General features: G+C 58.9%; 32 protein-coding genes. 29 read left to right on the top strand and 3 right to left on the bottom strand.

Features of this window, described 5'->3' with window-relative positions; translation table 11 throughout:
* The first annotated feature begins 37 nt into the window (after window positions 1–37).
* Genes AB1Z25_RS04570 through AB1Z25_RS04535 form a run of 8 tightly spaced genes read left to right on the top strand, consistent with a single transcriptional unit; the run spans window position 38 to window position 3,879 of the window.
* Entirely contained in the window at window positions 38–247 is a 210-nt protein-coding gene (locus tag AB1Z25_RS04570) for a hypothetical protein (protein WP_486636672.1), read from the top strand.
* A 23-nt stretch (window positions 248–270) separates the two neighbouring features.
* Window positions 271–852 carry a hypothetical protein gene (locus AB1Z25_RS04565; protein ID WP_486636671.1) on the top strand — a complete coding sequence of 194 codons (582 nt, stop codon included), beginning with the start codon at window positions 271–273 and terminating at the stop codon, window positions 850–852.
* Complete coding sequence (locus AB1Z25_RS04560) at window positions 849–1,613, top strand: helix-turn-helix domain-containing protein (protein ID WP_486636670.1); 765 nt, start codon at window positions 849–851, stop codon at window positions 1,611–1,613. The genes AB1Z25_RS04565 and AB1Z25_RS04560 overlap by 4 nt, the downstream gene beginning before the upstream one ends.
* Window positions 1,613–2,419, top strand: coding sequence for an ATP-binding protein (locus AB1Z25_RS04555; RefSeq protein ID WP_486636669.1), 807 nt, complete (start codon window positions 1,613–1,615; stop codon window positions 2,417–2,419). The genes AB1Z25_RS04560 and AB1Z25_RS04555 overlap by 1 nt, the downstream gene beginning before the upstream one ends.
* The gene (locus AB1Z25_RS04550) at window positions 2,416–2,799 is read left to right on the top strand and encodes a hypothetical protein (protein ID WP_486636668.1); all 384 of its coding nucleotides are present in this window, start codon (window positions 2,416–2,418) and stop codon (window positions 2,797–2,799) included. Before AB1Z25_RS04555 ends, AB1Z25_RS04550 begins: the two co-directional genes overlap by 4 nt.
* The gene (locus tag AB1Z25_RS04545; protein ID WP_486636667.1) at window positions 2,796–2,996 is read left to right on the top strand and encodes a hypothetical protein; all 201 of its coding nucleotides are present in this window, start codon (window positions 2,796–2,798) and stop codon (window positions 2,994–2,996) included. The genes AB1Z25_RS04550 and AB1Z25_RS04545 overlap by 4 nt, the downstream gene beginning before the upstream one ends.
* On the top strand, window positions 2,996–3,367 hold the full coding sequence (locus AB1Z25_RS04540) for a PDDEXK family nuclease (protein WP_486636666.1): 372 nt from the start codon (window positions 2,996–2,998) through the stop codon (window positions 3,365–3,367). Before AB1Z25_RS04545 ends, AB1Z25_RS04540 begins: the two co-directional genes overlap by 1 nt.
* A 23-nt stretch (window positions 3,368–3,390) precedes the next feature.
* On the top strand, window positions 3,391–3,879 hold the full coding sequence (locus tag AB1Z25_RS04535) for a hypothetical protein (protein ID WP_486636665.1): 489 nt from the start codon (window positions 3,391–3,393) through the stop codon (window positions 3,877–3,879).
* Between the two features lie 78 nt (window positions 3,880–3,957).
* Here the strand turns inward: AB1Z25_RS04535 and AB1Z25_RS04530 are convergent, their stop codons facing one another.
* Window positions 3,958–4,512 carry an ATP-dependent Clp protease proteolytic subunit gene (locus tag AB1Z25_RS04530; RefSeq protein WP_486636664.1) on the bottom strand — a complete coding sequence of 185 codons (555 nt, stop codon included), beginning with the start codon at window positions 4,510–4,512 and terminating at the stop codon, window positions 3,958–3,960.
* A gap of 50 nt (window positions 4,513–4,562) precedes the next feature.
* Between AB1Z25_RS04530 and AB1Z25_RS04525 the strand changes: the two genes are divergently transcribed.
* From AB1Z25_RS04525 to AB1Z25_RS04440, 18 genes are all read left to right on the top strand, one after another.
* Window positions 4,563–4,763: a hypothetical protein gene (locus tag AB1Z25_RS04525; RefSeq protein WP_486636663.1), complete on the top strand. Its 201-nt coding sequence runs from the start codon at window positions 4,563–4,565 to the stop codon at window positions 4,761–4,763.
* Between the two features lie 2 nt (window positions 4,764–4,765).
* Complete coding sequence (locus tag AB1Z25_RS04520; protein ID WP_486636662.1) at window positions 4,766–5,098, top strand: HNH endonuclease; 333 nt, start codon at window positions 4,766–4,768, stop codon at window positions 5,096–5,098.
* Window positions 5,099–5,266: 168 nt separating this feature from the next.
* Window positions 5,267–5,710, top strand: coding sequence for a terminase small subunit (locus AB1Z25_RS04515; protein ID WP_486636661.1), 444 nt, complete (start codon window positions 5,267–5,269; stop codon window positions 5,708–5,710).
* 82 nt (window positions 5,711–5,792) lie between these two features.
* Window positions 5,793–6,302, top strand: a complete 510-nt coding sequence (locus AB1Z25_RS04510) for an HNH endonuclease (RefSeq protein WP_486636660.1) — start codon at window positions 5,793–5,795, stop codon at window positions 6,300–6,302.
* Complete coding sequence (locus tag AB1Z25_RS04505) at window positions 6,295–7,953, top strand: terminase large subunit (protein ID WP_486636659.1); 1,659 nt, start codon at window positions 6,295–6,297, stop codon at window positions 7,951–7,953. The genes AB1Z25_RS04510 and AB1Z25_RS04505 overlap by 8 nt, the downstream gene beginning before the upstream one ends.
* Window positions 7,950–9,263 (top strand): phage portal protein, encoded by a 1,314-nt coding sequence (locus AB1Z25_RS04500; protein ID WP_486636658.1) that lies wholly within the window; start codon window positions 7,950–7,952, stop codon window positions 9,261–9,263. The genes AB1Z25_RS04505 and AB1Z25_RS04500 overlap by 4 nt, the downstream gene beginning before the upstream one ends.
* Window positions 9,214–10,008 carry a head maturation protease, ClpP-related gene (locus AB1Z25_RS04495; protein ID WP_486636657.1) on the top strand — a complete coding sequence of 265 codons (795 nt, stop codon included), beginning with the start codon at window positions 9,214–9,216 and terminating at the stop codon, window positions 10,006–10,008. Before AB1Z25_RS04500 ends, AB1Z25_RS04495 begins: the two co-directional genes overlap by 50 nt.
* A gap of 73 nt (window positions 10,009–10,081) precedes the next feature.
* A complete protein-coding gene (locus AB1Z25_RS04490) occupies window positions 10,082–11,323 on the top strand; it encodes a phage major capsid protein (RefSeq protein ID WP_486636656.1) in 1,242 nt (413 codons plus the stop codon).
* Window positions 11,324–11,371: 48 nt separating this feature from the next.
* On the top strand, window positions 11,372–11,710 hold the full coding sequence (locus tag AB1Z25_RS04485; RefSeq protein ID WP_486636655.1) for a hypothetical protein: 339 nt from the start codon (window positions 11,372–11,374) through the stop codon (window positions 11,708–11,710).
* Window positions 11,691–12,008: a head-tail connector protein gene (locus AB1Z25_RS04480; RefSeq protein ID WP_203389910.1), complete on the top strand. Its 318-nt coding sequence runs from the start codon at window positions 11,691–11,693 to the stop codon at window positions 12,006–12,008. The genes AB1Z25_RS04485 and AB1Z25_RS04480 overlap by 20 nt, the downstream gene beginning before the upstream one ends.
* 1 nt (window position 12,009) lies before the next feature.
* On the top strand, window positions 12,010–12,312 hold the full coding sequence (locus tag AB1Z25_RS04475; RefSeq protein WP_203389909.1) for a phage head closure protein: 303 nt from the start codon (window positions 12,010–12,012) through the stop codon (window positions 12,310–12,312).
* A 7-nt stretch (window positions 12,313–12,319) separates the two neighbouring features.
* A complete protein-coding gene (locus AB1Z25_RS04470; protein WP_486636654.1) occupies window positions 12,320–12,841 on the top strand; it encodes an HK97 gp10 family phage protein in 522 nt (173 codons plus the stop codon).
* A 2-nt stretch (window positions 12,842–12,843) separates the two neighbouring features.
* The gene (locus AB1Z25_RS04465) at window positions 12,844–13,194 is read left to right on the top strand and encodes a DUF3168 domain-containing protein (RefSeq protein WP_486636653.1); all 351 of its coding nucleotides are present in this window, start codon (window positions 12,844–12,846) and stop codon (window positions 13,192–13,194) included.
* Window positions 13,194–13,628 carry a hypothetical protein gene (locus AB1Z25_RS04460; protein ID WP_486636652.1) on the top strand — a complete coding sequence of 145 codons (435 nt, stop codon included), beginning with the start codon at window positions 13,194–13,196 and terminating at the stop codon, window positions 13,626–13,628. Before AB1Z25_RS04465 ends, AB1Z25_RS04460 begins: the two co-directional genes overlap by 1 nt.
* 51 nt (window positions 13,629–13,679) lie before the next feature.
* Entirely contained in the window at window positions 13,680–14,324 is a 645-nt protein-coding gene (locus AB1Z25_RS04455; RefSeq protein WP_486636651.1) for a phage tail protein, read from the top strand.
* A 13-nt stretch (window positions 14,325–14,337) separates the two neighbouring features.
* On the top strand, window positions 14,338–14,649 hold the full coding sequence (locus AB1Z25_RS04450) for a phage tail assembly chaperone (protein ID WP_486636650.1): 312 nt from the start codon (window positions 14,338–14,340) through the stop codon (window positions 14,647–14,649).
* A complete protein-coding gene (locus tag AB1Z25_RS04445; protein ID WP_486636649.1) occupies window positions 14,601–14,963 on the top strand; it encodes a DUF1799 domain-containing protein in 363 nt (120 codons plus the stop codon). The genes AB1Z25_RS04450 and AB1Z25_RS04445 overlap by 49 nt, the downstream gene beginning before the upstream one ends.
* 60 nt (window positions 14,964–15,023) lie before the next feature.
* Window positions 15,024–15,449, top strand: a complete 426-nt coding sequence (locus AB1Z25_RS04440; protein WP_486636648.1) for a superinfection immunity protein — start codon at window positions 15,024–15,026, stop codon at window positions 15,447–15,449.
* 30 nt (window positions 15,450–15,479) lie between these two features.
* Here AB1Z25_RS04440 and AB1Z25_RS04435 read toward each other — a convergent pair whose 3' ends face one another.
* The gene (locus tag AB1Z25_RS04435) at window positions 15,480–15,791 is read right to left on the bottom strand and encodes an Arc family DNA-binding protein (protein WP_486636647.1); all 312 of its coding nucleotides are present in this window, start codon (window positions 15,789–15,791) and stop codon (window positions 15,480–15,482) included.
* Window positions 15,792–15,899: 108 nt separating this feature from the next.
* Here AB1Z25_RS04435 and AB1Z25_RS04430 point away from each other — a divergent pair, with 108 nt between their 5' ends.
* The 3 genes from AB1Z25_RS04430 (at window position 15,900) to AB1Z25_RS04420 (ending at window position 17,125) form a co-directional block, all read left to right on the top strand.
* Window positions 15,900–16,070 (top strand): Arc family DNA-binding protein, encoded by a 171-nt coding sequence (locus AB1Z25_RS04430; RefSeq protein WP_141111155.1) that lies wholly within the window; start codon window positions 15,900–15,902, stop codon window positions 16,068–16,070.
* A 94-nt stretch (window positions 16,071–16,164) separates the two neighbouring features.
* Window positions 16,165–16,410, top strand: a complete 246-nt coding sequence (locus AB1Z25_RS04425) for a hypothetical protein (RefSeq protein ID WP_486636646.1) — start codon at window positions 16,165–16,167, stop codon at window positions 16,408–16,410.
* Between the two features lies 1 nt (window position 16,411).
* A complete protein-coding gene (locus tag AB1Z25_RS04420; RefSeq protein WP_486636645.1) occupies window positions 16,412–17,125 on the top strand; it encodes a phage antirepressor KilAC domain-containing protein in 714 nt (237 codons plus the stop codon).
* Between the two features lie 38 nt (window positions 17,126–17,163).
* On the opposite strand, the gene AB1Z25_RS04415 is transcribed toward AB1Z25_RS04420, so the two are convergent.
* Complete coding sequence (locus tag AB1Z25_RS04415) at window positions 17,164–17,547, bottom strand: hypothetical protein (RefSeq protein ID WP_486636644.1); 384 nt, start codon at window positions 17,545–17,547, stop codon at window positions 17,164–17,166.
* Between the last annotated feature and the right edge of the window lie 40 nt (window positions 17,548–17,587).

Here is a 17,587-nt window from a genome sequence, read left to right as displayed (position 1 = left end):
GGTGTGTAATACCGGTAAGTGACGACGAGAGGCCCGTATGGACCCCATTACAAGCTCCAAGATCATCAAGGCCGCCGGCGGTGATTCCGCATTTGCCAAGCTGATCGGACTCGATCCTGCCGATAAAGGCGTTCCACAACGTGTGAACAACTGGCACCGCCGCGGCATTCCCAGCGATGTTGTCCTTCAGAACCTGGACAAGCTCAGGAAGCTGATCAAGCAGCATGCTGCGGCATCCCAATTATGACATCGCACACAAGGCATACCACGATGACATACACACACTTCCAGTCACCGACGGACGTCCTCCTCAACTGGGCCAAACGGCAGATGGAGGAAACCAAACAGCCCTTGACCAAGTTTTCCGAAGAGCTGACCGCGAGCTACCTCAGGATAACGCCCGAAGGCCGCCGCATCTGCCCTCTTGACGAGGTCCCCCGCGACGCCACTGCGGATGAGTACTACGCCATCTGCAAGAAAAACGCCTTGGCCGTAGAGCGTTGGGTGAAGGGGGTGATCAAGCTTCCGCTGGAGATCCTGGACGCATGGATCGAAACCCTGCAGGGCATGTACCGGGCCGGCTGCCTGTCCGAGCTGCTGGGGCGACACCACATCACCGCGGTCCCCGAGGTCAACCGTGCCGACCTCGCCAGCTTCGTCACAACGATGCGCACCACCACGGACATGATCGCCGCCCTCGGCAACATCATGGCCGACAGCGTGATCGACGAGAACGACCACGAGCAGATCATCCGCGCGCGTCAGCAGATGTGGATCCTGAAAGGCCAGATGGGAGGATGGGAGCAGGAGTTTGACCGCGTGCTGACCACGATCTCGGGGAGCAAGCCATGAGCGTCAAAGTGATGAATGCGGTGTTTGATCGCTTCCCCGAGGGCGGCGGCTTGATGGTGTTGGCCTTGAAGCTTGCCGACCACGCCCACGACGACGGATCTCACATCTACCCTTCCGTCCAGAGCCTGGCACAGAAGACCCGTCAGTCTGGCCGCACCGTTCAGCGGCAGCTTGATCGCCTGGTGCGCGCCGGCTGGTTGATCCTGATGTCCGAGACGCGCGGCGGCCGCGGCATCACAAACGAGTACTGCATCAGCCCTGAGTGGCTGGCTGGCGAAGACATCTCGCTCTCCGAAAAGGGTGACATTTTGTCATCGGACGAAAAGGGTGACATTTTGACACCCTTTCAAAAGGGTGACATTTGCGACGAAAAGGGTGACATCCAGAGCATAAAGGGTGACATCTGCGACAGAAAGGGTGACATAGCTGTGTCACCCGAACAGTCAAGAACCAAAAGCAACAGTCAATTAACCACCAATACCGCGCAAGAGCTCCCCTCCTGGCTGCCGGTGGATGCCTGGACCGCATTCGTCGAGATGCGCAAGAAACTCCGTAAGCCGATGACCGACCATGCTGCCCGCCTCGCCGTGGACAAGCTGGTGTCGCTCCGGGCCGATGGCCATGACCCCCGCGCCGTGCTGGAGCAGTCGGTGTTCAATTCCTGGCAGGGGCTGTTCCCGGTGAAAGGCGACTACGCCGAGCTGGCGCACCGCCGCCCCAACGACCTCCCCAAAGACTACGGCAAGAGCGGGAAACTGTGATGAGCGATCTGACCCACATTGGCGCCGCCCTGGGCGCCTTGAGCCAGGGGCAGCCGCCCCGGAAGGAAATCTGCGAGCGCCACGGCGAGTACGAATCGCGGAACCCGATTGGCCGCGTCTGGACCCGCTGCCCGGAATGCGCCGAGGAAGCCAAGACTGCCGAAGAGGCAGCCCAACGCGCCATTGATGCCCGGTTTGCCGAGGAGCGCAAGCGCACCGACTGGCTGCATGCCATCGGGGATTCTGGCATCCCTCCCCGCTTTCAAGACCGCGGGCTGAAGAACTACCGGCCGGATTGCGAGGGGCAGCAGACCGCCGTCGACTTCTGCGAGGCCTACGCCGCTGAGTTCGAGGCCGGCCACTCCGGCCGCGGCGCGATCTTCCTGGGCGAGATCGGCACCGGCAAGACCCACCTGGCCTGCGCCATTGCCCTGCGCATCATGCACCGCTTCAAGCGCACCGCCGTTTTCACCACGCTGGACGACATGGCACGCCGGATCCGGGAGGCGAAAAGCTTCTCCAGCGCCATGAGCGAATCCGCCACGATTGGGCTGTTCACCTACCCTGACCTGCTGATCATCGACGAGGTCGGCATCCAGTCCGGCACGGAAACGGAACACCGCTCGCTGTTCGCCGTGGTGAATGGCCGCTATGAGGCGCGCAAGCCAACGATCTTCCTGAGCAACCTGGACCGCGACGGCATCAAGGACTGCATCGGCCCTCGCCTCTTCAGCCGCCTGAAGGAGGATGGCTGCGAGGTGCTGGTGTTCGACTGGGAAGACTACCGCGCGAAGGAGGCCGCATGAGCGCTACCGCCCGCCCCTCCAAGATCGTCCCGCGGCCCGGCTTTGACCCCCTTTGCACTGGCCGGCGCCAGGACTTCCGGGAGAACAAGGATTGGCTGACCGCCGTCGGCACTATCCACAAGTGCGTTCGCTGCGGCAGCACCGATGCCGTTCAGGTCGCACACCGCAACGAAGGCAAGGGCATGGGACTGAAGAACCCCGACTGCCTGACCGCCGCGCTCTGCATGCATTGCCACGGCACTATAGACAACGGCAACCGCTGGTCGCTGGAGCACCGCCGGCGCGAGATGGACCGCGCCATCGTCCAGACGCTGGAACAGCTGGTGTTGGCTGGTGTGGTGGTGATCGATAAGGCCCGGCTCAAGGAGCTTGCCAAGTGAACGAGTGGATCAGAACGGACGAGGACACCCTCGAGTGGAACGGGTATCGGATTGAGCGACTGGGCAATGAGTCTGCCGCCGGTGCGGTCTACCGCGCTTTTGCACCGAATGGCGTCATGTTGGCTGTTGGCGCCGGCCCGAGCGACGATTTCAAGAACACCTGCGAGCAGCACGCCGCCAAGGCCAAGGGGAAATGATGCTGAACTTCAAGAAACAACCCAGCAGCAAAGCGCGCGTTCAAGCGCTTGGACGTCTCCCCGCTGGTGTGATGAACAAGACCGAGGCGGCTTACGCCCAGGCCTTGGATCAGCGGCGCTTCGCCGGCGAGGTGGCCTGGTTCAAGTTCGAGGGCGTCAAGCTGCGGCTGGCGGACAGCACGTTCTATACGCCGGATTTCGCCGTGATGCTCGCCAATGGCCAGATCGAGATGCACGAAGTCAAGGGCTACTGGCAGGACGATGCACGGGCCAAGATCAAGATCGCCGCCGACCAGTACCCGTTCCGGTTTATCGCCGTGCAGGTCAAGGCAAAGAAAGACGGTGGCGGCTGGTCCGTCGAAGAGTTCTAACAAAAACGATAATCGGGGGAAGTATGAATTTTTCGTCGGTCAAAAGTATGGTGGGCTGGTCGTTCCAAATGGAAACCGTGGTGATGGTCCAGGTGCAGAAGTATGGCTCAACGCCGTCTGCTGCCTTCGATGGACTGTCCCCTTCGGACCTGAAGGCCCAGGCCGCTATGGTGATGGCAAAGATCGGCCGGCTGCCGCCGGACCAGCGCGCGGTGCTGTGGGCTCTGCACGTCCAGCGTGAAACCGAGATGATTTATCTGACCACGCTCACGCCCTGCCGTTGGGACTGGCGCACTGACCTGGACATCATCCGGAAATGGGCAACTGGCGAAGGGCCTGGCTGCCGCGACATCGGCGATCGCCACAGCGTCAGCCACATGACCATTCACCGCTACGGACGACAGATCATCGCCCAACTGGAGGTGCTGATGAAGAAGGCCTACATGACGCTGGAAAGCGACATGATCGAGGTTCTGAACCATGTCCAGCATAGCCGACGCTTGACAGCGTAATGTTACGAATCTACAATTTTTACAGCAGCCCGAACTTCGTCCAGAGTTCGGGCTTTTTGCATTTCTAGAGTTATGTAATCAACATGTCACCCACCAGTTATATTCAGAGCCTGCCAATGTCGCTGCTTTAGTTCCGTGGGTAATACCATACCTGCTGGCGGCCTCTGGATCCAAAATTGCGGCAGACTTTATCAGATCAAGGCAGCCAACTAGGCCATTTCCTGACTTTGTCTCGAGATTGAAAACATCAACAAATCGCGCAAGGTCATTATCAAGACTTTTGGTCCACTCAACCAATCTGTCGTGATCAACGGCAGGGGCTCCACCGAACCCCCAGTGAAGAGGGTGGAATAAAAATCTAGCGAGTTGGTTTGTGAAACGTTCCGAGCCAGCCAAGAAAATCACATTGGCGATCGACTCAATATTGCTGAGATTGTGCGTCGATAACGGTACTGGCAAGGACTTTAAAAAATTGTATGCAGTGAATCCTGATACGGTATCCCCTCCAGAACTGGAAATGTGGAGGTTAATCTTTGTTGCCCCATTGCCGATAGCTTTAAGGCACTGGTCTTGAAGATGCGAAACGGTTGACACGTTTACGGGGCAAAAAAAGTGAACAGTATGGATTGACATAAAGCCTCCAGATTTTGTGAATCCTATCAATATACCATTAGGATGATGTCATGCATATGAAGCATGCCCATGTAGTCCTCGATGCTTGCCACCTCCGCGAAGGGCAGCATGTGCTGATGGCCTCCGGCCGTGCCGCTCAGGTCTGCGAGATCGATCAGGCGACAATTAAGTTTCGGTATCTGGGCAGCGCTAACCGCGATGACTGCGTCGTCATCCTGCGGCACCGGGTGTCTGAGCTGGTGCGAGTGTAGCCATGGCCAGGCTCAAGACACTGGGCAATCGAATCGGCTCGCTGAACACCGCCCGCGTGCAAACGATGCAGGCCGGTAGTTGGCGTACAAGCGAGATGACCAGCGCGCAGCGTGGCTACGGCTACCGCTGGCAGAAGGCGCGGGAGGGTTACCTGCGCAGCCACCCGCTGTGTGTGATGTGCCAAGCGCGCGGGATGGTTGAGCCGGCAACGGTGGTTGACCACATCGAACCACACCAAGGCGACCAGGCTAAGTTCTGGGACAAGACCAATTGGCAGGCGCTGTGCACGCCTTGCCATAGCAGCGAGAAGCAGAAGCAGGAGCGCAGCGGCTGACGATGTGATCGTGTAGCAGCGGCCATCTATGGGCCTGCGCTACCCTGTTCCAAGCATCAACTCGCCCCCTGCCGACGGGAGGGGGTGGTCAAAAGCCTGGGAGGCATGGACCCTAGACCGGCTGTATTCCCACGCGCAGATTTTTTCCCCCTTCTACGGATTTTGTTAATGGCTTTAACACCACGCAAACGGGCGTTCGCGGATGCCGTGTTAGCCGGCAAATCCAATAAGGACGCGGCAATCGCTGCGGGATACAGCGAAAAAACGGCGTCGGCGGCGGGGTCGCGTCTTGTTAAAGACCCGGATGTCGTCGAATACCTCGCGAAACACCGCAAAGCAGTAGAAAACGGCTCGCCACCTCCGTCCGCCCCATCGTTCGACCTTGGTAAGGCTCTGCAGCACAGCGACCCTCTGGTATTCCTGAAGGCCGCCATGAACGACCCCGAACTGGAGCCGCGACTGCGCATCGATGCGGCCAAGGCGATGTTGCCATTCACGCACAAGAAGCTTGGCGAAGGTGGCAAGAAGGACGAGAAGGACGAGGCTGCAAAGCGCGCTGCAAACAAGTTTGGCGCATTGGCACCTCCATTGAAGCTCGTTAGCGGCAAATGAATCGGATCCACAACAAGGTGAAGCCCGGAAGCGTAGACGCGCTTACCGGGCTTCTGTCCATTCAGACTTAATCGAGGCTCTCATGGCCAAGGCAGATCTAACCGCTGATCGAATCCGGGAAGTAGTCAAGTATGACCCGGTAACTGGAGTTTTCACGTGGATCAAGACGCAGAGCAACCGCGCGATTGCCGGACGACGTGCTGGAACCAATCGTGGTGGCGGATACAGGCGGATATCTATCGATGGAGTTCTTGTTTATGAGCACCACCTGGCGTGGCTGCTTTGCAAAGGCGAATGGCCTACAAAGACGATCGACCATAAAGATGGAAATCCATCGAATAACGCGATCGAAAATCTACGCATTGGAACTCTAGCGGAGAACTGCCAGAACTTCGGCCTGCGCAAGACAAACACGAGTGGACATACAGGGGTTTCGCTTCATCGTAAGACGGGTAGGTGGTGCGCCTATATCTGGAAGGACAGGAAGAAGTTCCATCTAGGCCTATTCGATACGATTGCAGCAGCCGCGGATGCGTATGCGCGCGCCAAGGCCACTCTTCACACATTCCAACCGGTGTTACGAGATGCCTGAATGGACGACTGCATGCCCAGACTGGGGGGAACGGATCAAGCGCGGAGAGTCGATCATTCCGCCACCGATATTCCCTGACCAGGCTGAGCAAGCCCTCGGCATCTTTAAGCAGTTGAAGATCGTAGACGCACCAGGTTCGCCAACCTTTGGCGAGGCTGGTGCGCAGTGGGTGTTCGATCTCGTTGCGTCCGTATTCGGTGCGTATGACCCGGAGAGCGGGCGCCGCCTTATCACTGAATGGTTTGTCTGTATCCCGAAAAAGAACTCGAAATCTAGCTTGGCCGCGGGAATCATGATGACGGCCATGATCCTGAACTGGAGGATGTCTGCCGAGTACGCGATTCTCGCACCAACAATCGAAGTTGCGAACAACAGCTTTGCACCGAGCCGGGACATCGTGAAGCACGAGGAGGAACTCGACGACCTCTTCCATGTGCAGACACATATTAAGACGATCACGCATCGAACGACGGGTGCGACATTGAAAGTGGTCGCCGCCGACGAAAACACCGTCGGTGGGAAAAAGAGTGTAGGTACGCTCATTGATGAGCTTCACCTGTTCGGCTCTCAAGCGTCTGCTGAGCAGATGTTTCGAGAGGCAACCGGTGGTTTAGCATCGCGGCCGGAGGGCTTTGTCATCTATCTGACAACCCAGTCCGCAGATCCACCGGCCGGCGTGTTCCGGCAGAAGCTTCAATATGCGCGCGATGTGCGTGACGGGAAGATCGAGGATAACCGTTTCGTTCCCATAATTTTCGAGCACCCGCCCGACATGGTTGCGGCTAATGAGCACTTGAAAGTCGAAAACATCGCGATGGTAAACCCCAATCTTGGGTACTCCGTCGACGAGGAGTTCTTACGGCGCGAGTTTACCAAGGCACAGGCAAGTGGCGAGGGATCACTCCGAGGCTTTCTTGCAAAACACGCCAACGTTGAAATCGGTCTGGCGCTGCGGATGGACCGCTGGGCCGGCGTTGATTTCTGGCTGCCTCAGGCTCGTCCCGGGTTGACCCTGGAACAGCTCATCGAGCGCAGCGAGGTGATCACCGTTGGTGTTGATGGTGGCGGCCTAGACGATTTGCTCGGGTTCGCCGCGGTCGGCCGCGATGGCGACACCGGCAAATGGCTGGGGTGGATGCACGCCTGGGCGCACCCCTCTGTTCTTGAGCGACGCAAGGAAATTGCCTCCGTCCTCCAAGATTTTGCGCGTGCCGGCAACTTGACGCTGGTTAATCGGATTGGGGAGGACGTGGAGCAACTGGCGGGTTATGTCGCGCAGATTGAGGAATACGACTTACTAGACAAAGCCGGCCTTGATCCCGCTGGCATCGGCGCGGTACTGGATGCGCTGGTCTCTGCCGAGGTGGACCAGGAGAAAATCATCGGCATCAGCCAAGGCTGGAAGCTGACCGGCGCCATCAAAACCACCGAGCGCAAACTCGCTGAAGGCGTCCTTGAACATGACGGATCGCCAATGATGGCATGGTGCGTCAGCAACGCTCGGGCCGAACCGCGCGGCAACGCCATGCTGATCACCAAGGCGGCCAGCGGAACGGCAAAGATCGATCCGCTGATGGCCCTTTTCAACGCAGTCCAACTGATGGCCCTGAACCCAGAGGCCCGCGGCGGACCTGGTATCTATACCCTATGAACACGACCAACATCACAGTAAATACCGGCGAGTATGGATCTCGGGTGCTGGCCGACTGGATCGCCTCGCGCGACGGTGCAGCGGAGCGGGCCGGGCTGACGAATCTCGGAGAAAACGAGATCACCAGCAGCGGCACGAGCTTTGCTGAGCTGGCTAGCCTGTTGGGCGCAAACGCACGAAGTTCATCGGGGGAGCAAGTAACCCGCGATACCGCGCTGCGGGTGTCCGCCGTATATGGCTGCGTGTCGCTGATCGCCGGCGCCATCGCCACCCTGCCCGTAGGCATCTACCAACGAACCGACAATGGGCCGAGCAAGGCCGATCACCCCTACTGGTTCCTGTTCAACGAGCAGGCCAGCGAGAACTGGACCTCCGCCGCTGCGTGGGAATATGTGATTAGCAGCAAGTTGTTCTACGGGGATGGCTTCGCCAGGTGGATACGCCCGAGCCCGGTCAGTAATCGCGTGATCGGCTGGGAGCCGCTGCACCCACTTTCGGTTCAGCCGTTCAAGAAGGATGGACGGGTGCTGTATCGCATCAACCCTCACGGCGAGCCGTCCCAGGTGCTGGATAGCGCCGACATCTTGCATCTGCCCAGCCTGGGGTTTGACGGGCTGACCAGCCCCAGCCCGATCACCTACGCCGCGCGCGAGGCCATCGGCACCGCACTGGCCGGTCAACGCTACACCGGTCGCTTTTTTTCGGACGGCGCCCAGTTCGACTATGCGTTGAAAACCGACAGCAAGCTAAAAACGGACCAACTCAACGCCCTGCGCGCCAGCCTGCTGGCCCGGCTGCAAAACGGTGGCCGCGGCCCGTTGATTTTGGATGGCGGACTGACGCCGGCCCAGCTCTCGGTCAATAGCAAAGACGCAGAAATCTTAGCTACCCGGCTATTCACCGTGGAGGAAATCTGCCGAATTCTGGGTGTTCCGCCCCATTTGGTTGGTCATACGGACAAAACAACCAGTTGGGGTTCTGGCGTGGAAAACATGGGGATTGGCTTCGTCCGCTACACGCTGCAACGGCACTTGACGCCGATTGCCCAGGAGCTGAACCGCAAGCTTTGGCCGGTCCGTGAAAAGCATTACGTCGAGCACATCACCGCCGCTCTTGAGCGGGGCGATCTGAAATCTCGCTACGAGGCCTACCGCATTGCGCTGGGCCGCGCCGGCGAGATGCCCTTCATGGACCACAACGAGATTCGCCGGCTGGAAAACCTGCCGGCAAACGATAACCTGCAACGGAATGGAGGCTCCAATGCGCAACCGACTGCTCCAGCTGCTGGCGCAGAACCGACGGCCGTTTGAGCCGGTGAAGAGCAAGATTGTCGCGCAGGACAATGGCGAAACCGCCATCTACCTGTACGACCCTATTGTCGGCGACCGTGTCACCGCCGAGTGGTGGGGCGGCATCTGCCCGCAGGACTTCGTGCCGGCGCTGCGCCAGTTGAAGGCCGAAAACATCCGGCTCTACACCAACTGCCCCGGCGGAGACGTGTTTGCCTCTGAGGCCATCTGCCAGGCGCTGCGCGAACACCCGGCCCACATCACCATGCAGATCGAAGGCTACGCCGCCAGCGCGGCGACCTCCATCGCCTGCGCGTGCGATGAGGTGGTGGCCACCTCCGGATCGAAGTACATGATCCACAAGACGTGGACGCTGGCGATTGGCAACGACGACGAACTGTCCAAGGTGGTGGACCTGCTGCGCAATTGCGACGAATCGATGTATGAGCGTTACATGGGCCGCACCGGTCAGCCGCGAGATCAGATTGTGGAATGGTGTAAAGCCGAAACCTGGTTCAACGCCGAGCAGGCGCTGGAGCATGGCTTCATCGATAGCATTCTGGAAGCCCCCTCCCCGAGTGCTGCGGCCAATCGCCAATGGAATCTGAGCGCCTATCTCAATGCGCCCCAGGCTGATCCATCCGATCGCCAGCCCGACACCGACCCCGACGACGGCCAAGACAAAGAGCCGCCCGTCTCCGTTTTCGCCAGCGAAGACCACCGAGCCAGACAAGCCCAGCGCTTGCAGCTCGTAGCCAGACTCTGACGCGCGCCGCGCGCCCAGACCAGACCCGCCCAATGGCGGGTCTTCTTGTTTCCACACCTAGAAAGGAAGTCACATGAGCAAGATCGCTCAACTGCGCGCGCGCCGCGATGCCAAGGCACGCGAAGCCACCGAACTGAACAACAAGTACCCGGCCGACCAGCGCATGCCCGCGGCCGACGCCGAAAAGCTGGACGCGGTGCTGAATGAGATTGAGGCCATTGATGCCGAGATCGCGCGGGAAAACCGCCTGAACCAGATCGCCGGCGATGAAAATGCTGAGCAGGAACGCGCGCGAGATGTCGCTACGCGCCAAGGTGGTCAAGCCGACGAGTCCGGCGCGCTGCGCGCCATGCTCACCGGCGGCCTGTCCGCGCTGTCTCAGGAGCAGCGCCAGGCCATGTTCGCCCGTCAAAGCCCGGACATTAAAGCGGCGATGTCGACCACCACCAGCACCGAAGGCGGCTACACCGTTGCAACCGAATTCTCGCGCAATCTGCTCGAGGCTTTGAAACTGATGGGTGGCGTACGCAGCGTGGCCTCCAACATCAAAACCGCTACCGGCGCGCAGATGCTTTTCCCCACTGCCGATGCCACTGCGGAGGAAGGCGAGATCGTTGGCGAAAACGTTCCGACCAACAATCAGGACACGACTTTCGGCCAAGCAAATATGAGCGTGTACAAGTACAGCTCCAAATCCATTGCCGTGCCCTTCGAACTGCTGCAGGACTCGATGATCAACATCGAGGCCTACCTCCAGGAGCTGCTCAAACTGCGGCTGTGGCGAATCCAGAACCGTCATCACACCCAGGGTTCCGGAACGGGTCAACCCAAAGGCATTGTCACTGGCGCGCTGCTGGGCAAGGCCGGCGCCACCGGCCAGGTTGCCAGTGTGACCTACGATGACCTGGTTGACCTGGAACACAGCGTTGACCCGGTGTATCGCAGCGCCTGCCGCTTGATGATGCATGACGACAGCCTGAGGGCTGTACGCAAGATCAAGGACACCAACAACCGCCCGATCTTTGTACCTGGCTATGAGCAAGGCAACCCCGGCGGCGCGCCGGACCGCTTGCTGGGCCGTGAAATCGTCATCAACCAAAACATGGATCCGATGGGTGCCGGCAAGAAATCGATTCTGTTTGGCGATTTCAGCAAGTACCTGATCCGCGACGTGATGGACCTGACGCTGTTCCGCATGACCGACTCCAAATACACCCTGCAGGGTCAGGTCGGCTTCGTTGCGTTCATGCGCTCCGGTGGCAACCTGCTGGATGTCGGCGGTGCGGTGAAGTACTACCAGAACGCCGCGTCCTAATCCTCAACCTGAGCCCGGCCACGGCCGGGCTCCACTGGAGATTGAACCATGCCCCCGAAGCCCCAAAATACCCAGCCGCCGGCGCCGCAGGAGGATGCTGTCATCCAACCGGAGCCGGAAAAAGTGACTCACCCATCCGAGCCCGCCAGCGAGCCGGAGGCAAGCGCTGAACCCGCGCTGGCGCCGCAGGAGGATGTGATCACCGTTCGCGTTCTGTCCGCTGTCACCATCGGCGACACGCGTTACCAGCCCAACACCGTTCTGACGCTGCCGGCCGTGCTGGCGCAACAGCACGCGGATGCGCTGGACGACCACCCCGACGCTATTGCCATGGCGTTGGCCGATGGCGGAAAGGAGATCCTGCACGATGACTGGCCCGACGAATGAAATCCAGGGCGAGCTGGTCAGCATTGCTGAAGTCAAACTGGCCGCCCGGATTGACGCCGACATCGACGCTTACGACGCGCTGATTCCGACTTTGATCGCCTCAGCGTGTGAAGTGGCTGAGCATCAAACCGAGCGTAAACTTGCCGACCTGAAGCCGCTTCCGCAGTCCGTTCGGTTGTGGATTATTGCTCAGTGCGTCCACTGGATTCAGAACCCTGAGGCGGCGACAATTCGGCAGCTCTGCCCTTCGCCTTTCCTCGCTGGTCTGCTCGACCCGATCAAAACGTGGGGATCGTGACATGACGTTGGACAAACGCGTCATCCTGCAGCAGTTGGTCCACGGCCGCGACCGCGCCGGCCAGCCGACCAACACCTGGCAGGATCTGCCGCCCATCTGGGCAAATGTCCGCTTCATGAACGGCCGCGAGTACATCAGCGCCGATCGTCAGCAGCAGGAAACAGTGGCCAGCATCCGCATCCGGCGCCGGACGGTCACCGCGAGCATGCGGGTGCGCCACGCCGGTGTGATCTACGAAATATCAGCAGTGCTGCCGGATCAGCGCGGCGAATACCTGGACCTCGCGGTTAAGGCAATCAAGTGAGACGGCGATGGGAAGACGGAGAGGAAGCGGCAGTGGCCGCGGCCATAGCAAATCGGAGCAGCTATTCGACCGCGGCAGCGTCGGCATTGGCTTCGATCACTCGGACATCTCCGCCGGCTTAAACGAGCTGGTGGCCAAGCTGAGCGAAGCCATGCTCTCTGGCGCTGCTGCCGGCGCGCGCGTGCTGTATGACGAAATCCATGCCAACGTGCCAGAGAAGTCCGGCCGGCTGAAGACGTCCATCTACCGGTTTTACGTCAAGAAGCGTTCAGACGAGAAGCGGCATATCTACGCCATCGGCGTCAACAAGCGCACCGCCAAGCATTGGCACCTGATCGAATATGGCCACTGGCGCGTAAACCGCTTAGTGCAACTGAAAAGTGGCGAATGGGTACCGACCAAAGAGCGGCTGGCTCAGCCGGTTTGGGTGCCAGCCGAACCCTATCTGCGCCCGGCCTACGACGCCAAGATCGGCCCCGCGCTGGATGCCACCCGGGATCGCATGCGCCAGAAACTGCAGGAGGGATAACCGTGCCGCTGGAAGAACAATTGTTCAACACCCTGGGGCCGCTGGTTGCCGGCAACGTGTTCCCGGATACCGCGCCGCCAGGCACTGCGCCGCCCTACATCCTCTACCAGCAAGTCGGTGGCATGCCGGTGCAGTTCCTGGAAGGCGTTGGCAGTTGTGTCATGCCTCGTGTGCAAATCACCATCTGGTCGGAGTCCCGGCTGCAAGCCGCTGAGCTCCAGCGCGCCGCTCAGCGTCTGCTGGTGGCAGGACCGTTGTTCGGGCTGATTGCCGGCGGCGCGGTGGCGCTATACGACCCGGCAGTCGGATACCGCGGCAGCCGTCAGGACTTCCACTTTTCAGGAGACCCGTAATGCAGCCGACGCTGGCAGCCGGCACCGAGCTGGCCATCTCGCTGGCGCTGCCGGTCACGGCTGACGCCGCCGGCTTTGCCGCGCTGGGGTTTACCCGAGTCCGCGGCGTGCGCACGGTTGGCGACATGGCAGAGCAGTGGCAGACCAGCGTCACCAACCTGGCAAACCGGAGTTACCCGCATGTCGCCAAGACCTGGCCCAGCGCCATCCAGCAGGACGTTGATCTGCTGCAGGTAGACGATGCCGGCCAGGCGCTGCTGATGCAGGCATTTGGCCAACGCGGCCCCGCCGCTTTCCACTTGGCGCAACCCGCCGGTGGATTCTGGTTCACCGCGCTGGTCACCTCGCGCGCCATCGGCGGAAGGTCGCCGGATGCGCTGCTTGCCCGGCGCTTCACCCTGGTGCTGACCGCGCCACCGATCGAAATCGCTTAACCCACTGGCCCGCCCTGCGCGGGCCTTACTTTTTACGAAGAGAGGACCGACATGGCTGTTACCCTGCCCAGCGGGAGCACCCTGCAGATCGCCAGCGCTTACGGCGCGGCCAAGACCATCACCGCCATCACCAACGCTAACCCGGGCGAGGCCAGCGCCGTCGGCCATGGCTTTGCCGCTGCCGACATCGTCGAGCTGACCAGCGGCTGGCAACGGCTGAATGGCCGCATCGTCCGCGTTGGTCCGGCGCCGGCCGCCGACAAGTTCAAGCTGGACACCATTGATACCTCTGACACGAAAACCTATCCGGCTGGACTGGGTGTTGGCAGTGCCCGCGCCGTCTCCGGCTGGGTGCCCATGCCGCAGGTGCTGGAATTCAACACCAATGGCGGCGAAACCACCTACGCAAACTACAAGTTCCTGGAGTCGGACGAAGAGCAGCAGATTCCCAGCGGCCGCTCGGCCATGTCCATCGCCATCAAGCTGGCCGATGACCCGACCCTGCCCTGCTACGCCGTGCTGCGTGCGGCGTCCGACAGCCGCAAGCCCACGGCAATGCTGCTGACCCTGCCCAACGGTGGCGTGCTGCTCTACAACGGCTATGTGTCGTTCAACGACACCCCAGAGCTGTCCCAAGGCAACATCATGTCGGTGAAGGTCAGCTTCTCGCTGATCGGTCGCCCGACCCGCTACTGATCTGGAGGCCACCATGGCAAAACTGACCCTGGCCGCCGCGCCGACCTTTCCCGCCACCGTAGCCATCCCCGTGCCGGGCGGCGGCACCGCCGAAGTGGTGTTCACCTTCAAGCACTGCACCAAGTCTGAACTGCGCAAGCGCATAGAGAAACTGGAGCAAACCAGCGATATCGACCTGATCGAATCCTGCACCGCCGGCTGGGATCTGGACGATGACTTCAACCGGGCCAACCTGGTGCTGCTGCTGGAAAACCACCATGGCGCCTGGTCGGCAATTTGGGGCGCTTACCTGCAAGAGCTCGTTGGGGTTCGCCAGGGAAACTGAAGGCCGCCGCGCGCGCTCTCTACGAGCCGGCGCCCGATGCGGCCAAATTGGCATCATTCGGGCTCCGGCCAGAGGATATGAACGAACAGGACGTGGAGGTATGGCCGGATAATTGGCAGGCCGTCACCCTGTTTGCTCGAATGCGCACGCAATGGCGGGTCGGCTTCGGAGGGGCTGTTGGACTGGATTACAACGTACTGTACCGGATGATCGGTCGCCTCAAGCTGGAAGACGTCGAGGCGGAGGAACTGGAAGAGGACGTCCAGGTAATGGAGCTTGAGGCGTTGCGGGTGATGGCTGAGTCGCTTAGCTAGGACCGGTGCCAAAAGGCAATGGCGGTGCTACGATAACGTCATTTACCTGCAGCTTTGGGGATGAATATGACAGAAATTGGTTTTGCAGTACTGCTAGCCATTTCAACAGCAATCATGTTTGGGATTGGCCAAGGAACTAACATAATTGCGGCTGTTGCCGCCATTCTCTTCTTATTTTTTGCCCTTGTATTGTATTTTTTCCCATCGATAGTCGCCGCCAGAAATAACAAGAAGAACTTCTCACCAATCGTTGCGGTAAACCTTCTTCTGGGCTGGACCTTGGTCGGCTGGGTGGTTGCATTTGCTTGGTCTCTCACAGAGGAGAAGGACCATCCGGCCGTGAAGGCTTCCAATGAGCCGGAGTATGAAGGCACGACAAGTGTTGCTCAGGAGTTGGAAAAGTTGGCAAACCTTCGGGACCGAGGAGTGCTGACAGACGATGAGTTCAAGCAGCAGAAAGAGAAGTTGCTTTCTGCGAAAGCCTGATATGAAGAAAGCCGCCCATGGGCGGCTTCTTTACTTGGGCTTCTTCTTGTTCTGTAGTGCTTGAAACCGTTCCATCTCATCTTCGCTCAAGACTCGATCCACAACCCGATCAATGATCTCCCGGATAAGCAGCTCCCCACCGGGCTCTTCCATCAGAACCGGGATGGTCGCAACGATAGCCCCTTCTGAAGCAAGGCTATCGCGCATTAATGAGGCTTCAAGTCTTTGAACGATTTCTGCATGCAAGGACCGTCCATTTTCTTTTGCCGCGGCATCAAGGCTTGCTCTGAGTTCTGGCTGAAGCCTTAAGGGGTAAGGCTGTATCGTGTGTCTATCGCTCATGTTGCATATTGTGGACACCAAAGTGACTCATAGCAACGAGTCACTTTGACATCCACAATAAGAGAGTCCACAATGAGTCCACACTAACAGCACACAGAAAGGGTTTTGATGAAAAACGCTCGAAACATAACAGCAACCCCGATACGAATCCCTGAGGAGCTGAAGAACTGGCTCAAACATAAGGCCATCGACAATTACCGCAGCTTGAATGGTGAGATTGTTGCGCGGCTTGAGGAGAGTCGTAAACGCGAGGAGGAGCAAGTTGACGAGGCAGCCTAAGACCACCTCAGAAATGAGTGAAGCCCCAACAGCGGGAACTGTTGAGGCTTCGGTATCGAAAATCTTGAACCAAGTAATTCAAGGAGATTTCGCTATGGAAACTAGCGCAAAAATCAAACAAAGTCAAGTCAAGACCATGGCAGCCCGTAGCATGGACGCCGCCGACATCACCATGATTCACGCGGATAGCCTCGCCGGAATCCTTGCCGCTATTGCCAGGCTGTCGCAAGACGACACGATCACTAAACTGGCATCGCTTGGAAGAGCTGTAGCGGGCGACTTGCACAACGAGGCCGACCTCTTCCGCGAGGAAGCCGAATCCATCGCCTTGGGAGTGTGACATGGAGCTGATGACTTTGAGCGCCGGCCAGCCGCTGACCATGAGTAGCCGGGAGATCGCGGAGCTGTGCGACAAGCGCCATGACAATGTAATGCGCGATATCCGCATCATGTTGGCTGAGTTGTACGGCGAAGGGGGTGCCCTCAAATTTGAGGACACCCACCGCAACCCACAAAATGGCCAGGAATACTCCATTTTCCAGCTGCCAAAAGACCTTACCCTGACCTTGGTCGCCGGCTACAACGTAGTACTGCGCAACCGCATCATCAAGCGCTGGATGGAGTTAGAGCAGAAAGCGCAACAGCCCGACCCGATTCAGGTGCTGAATGATCCGGCAGCAATGCGCGGCCTGCTGCTGACTTACAGTGAGAAGGTTTTGTCACTGGAAAGCAAAGTGGAATCCATGGCACCCAAGGTCCAAGCCCTGGAGCGCATCTCGGAAGCCGAAGGCGCATCATGCATCACTAATGCTGCCAAGGCCTTGCAACTGCGGCCGAAGGACTTGTTCACCTACCTCAATCGGCACCGCTGGATTTACAAGCGCCCCGGTAGCGCATCATGGACCGCCTACCAAGACAAAATCCAGGCCGGCGTGCTGGAGCACAAAGTCACCACCGTCAGCCGCGGCGATGGTAGTGAAAAAGTGGTTGAGCAGGTGCTGGTGACGCCCAAGGGGCTGGCCAAACTTGCTGAGAATGTCCGAACGATGCACTAAATCGCCTGTTATCTACTCAACCCGCCCCACGGCGGGTTTTATTTATCACCATTACTTCTGTGAATTGTTATCTCTCGCGAAGTGTCCGAAATAACATTTATCTCAGCCCAAACCCAATCCCCTGAGTCTACAATTTCAGCAATATTTATATTCTCAGACTTAAGCATTGAAAATACCAAACCATCACCACCAAGCGTGCCTGGCCGATATGCGTTAACAAAATCAAGATGCGATTTACTCCAAAGTCGGATTTTGTCATTAGGCTTGCATAGTAAAAGCTCATTTACATCCAGAAAACTAAGCACCAAGTCCCCGCCAACCATTCTGGCAGCATGAGACGAATTATCAGGCACTTCCAAATAATCATCGCATTGAATACTCGACCGACTCTCGCCAATCAAGTCTTCACGTAGTTGAGACATGCCCATCACTCGCTTTATCTTAATTTGAATAGTTAAAAAG

It is taken from the genome of Chromobacterium sp. HL1, from assembly GCF_057418835.1.
The sequence above is the reverse complement of the archived record's forward strand: the minus strand, read 5'-3'. Positions and strand labels throughout refer to the sequence as shown.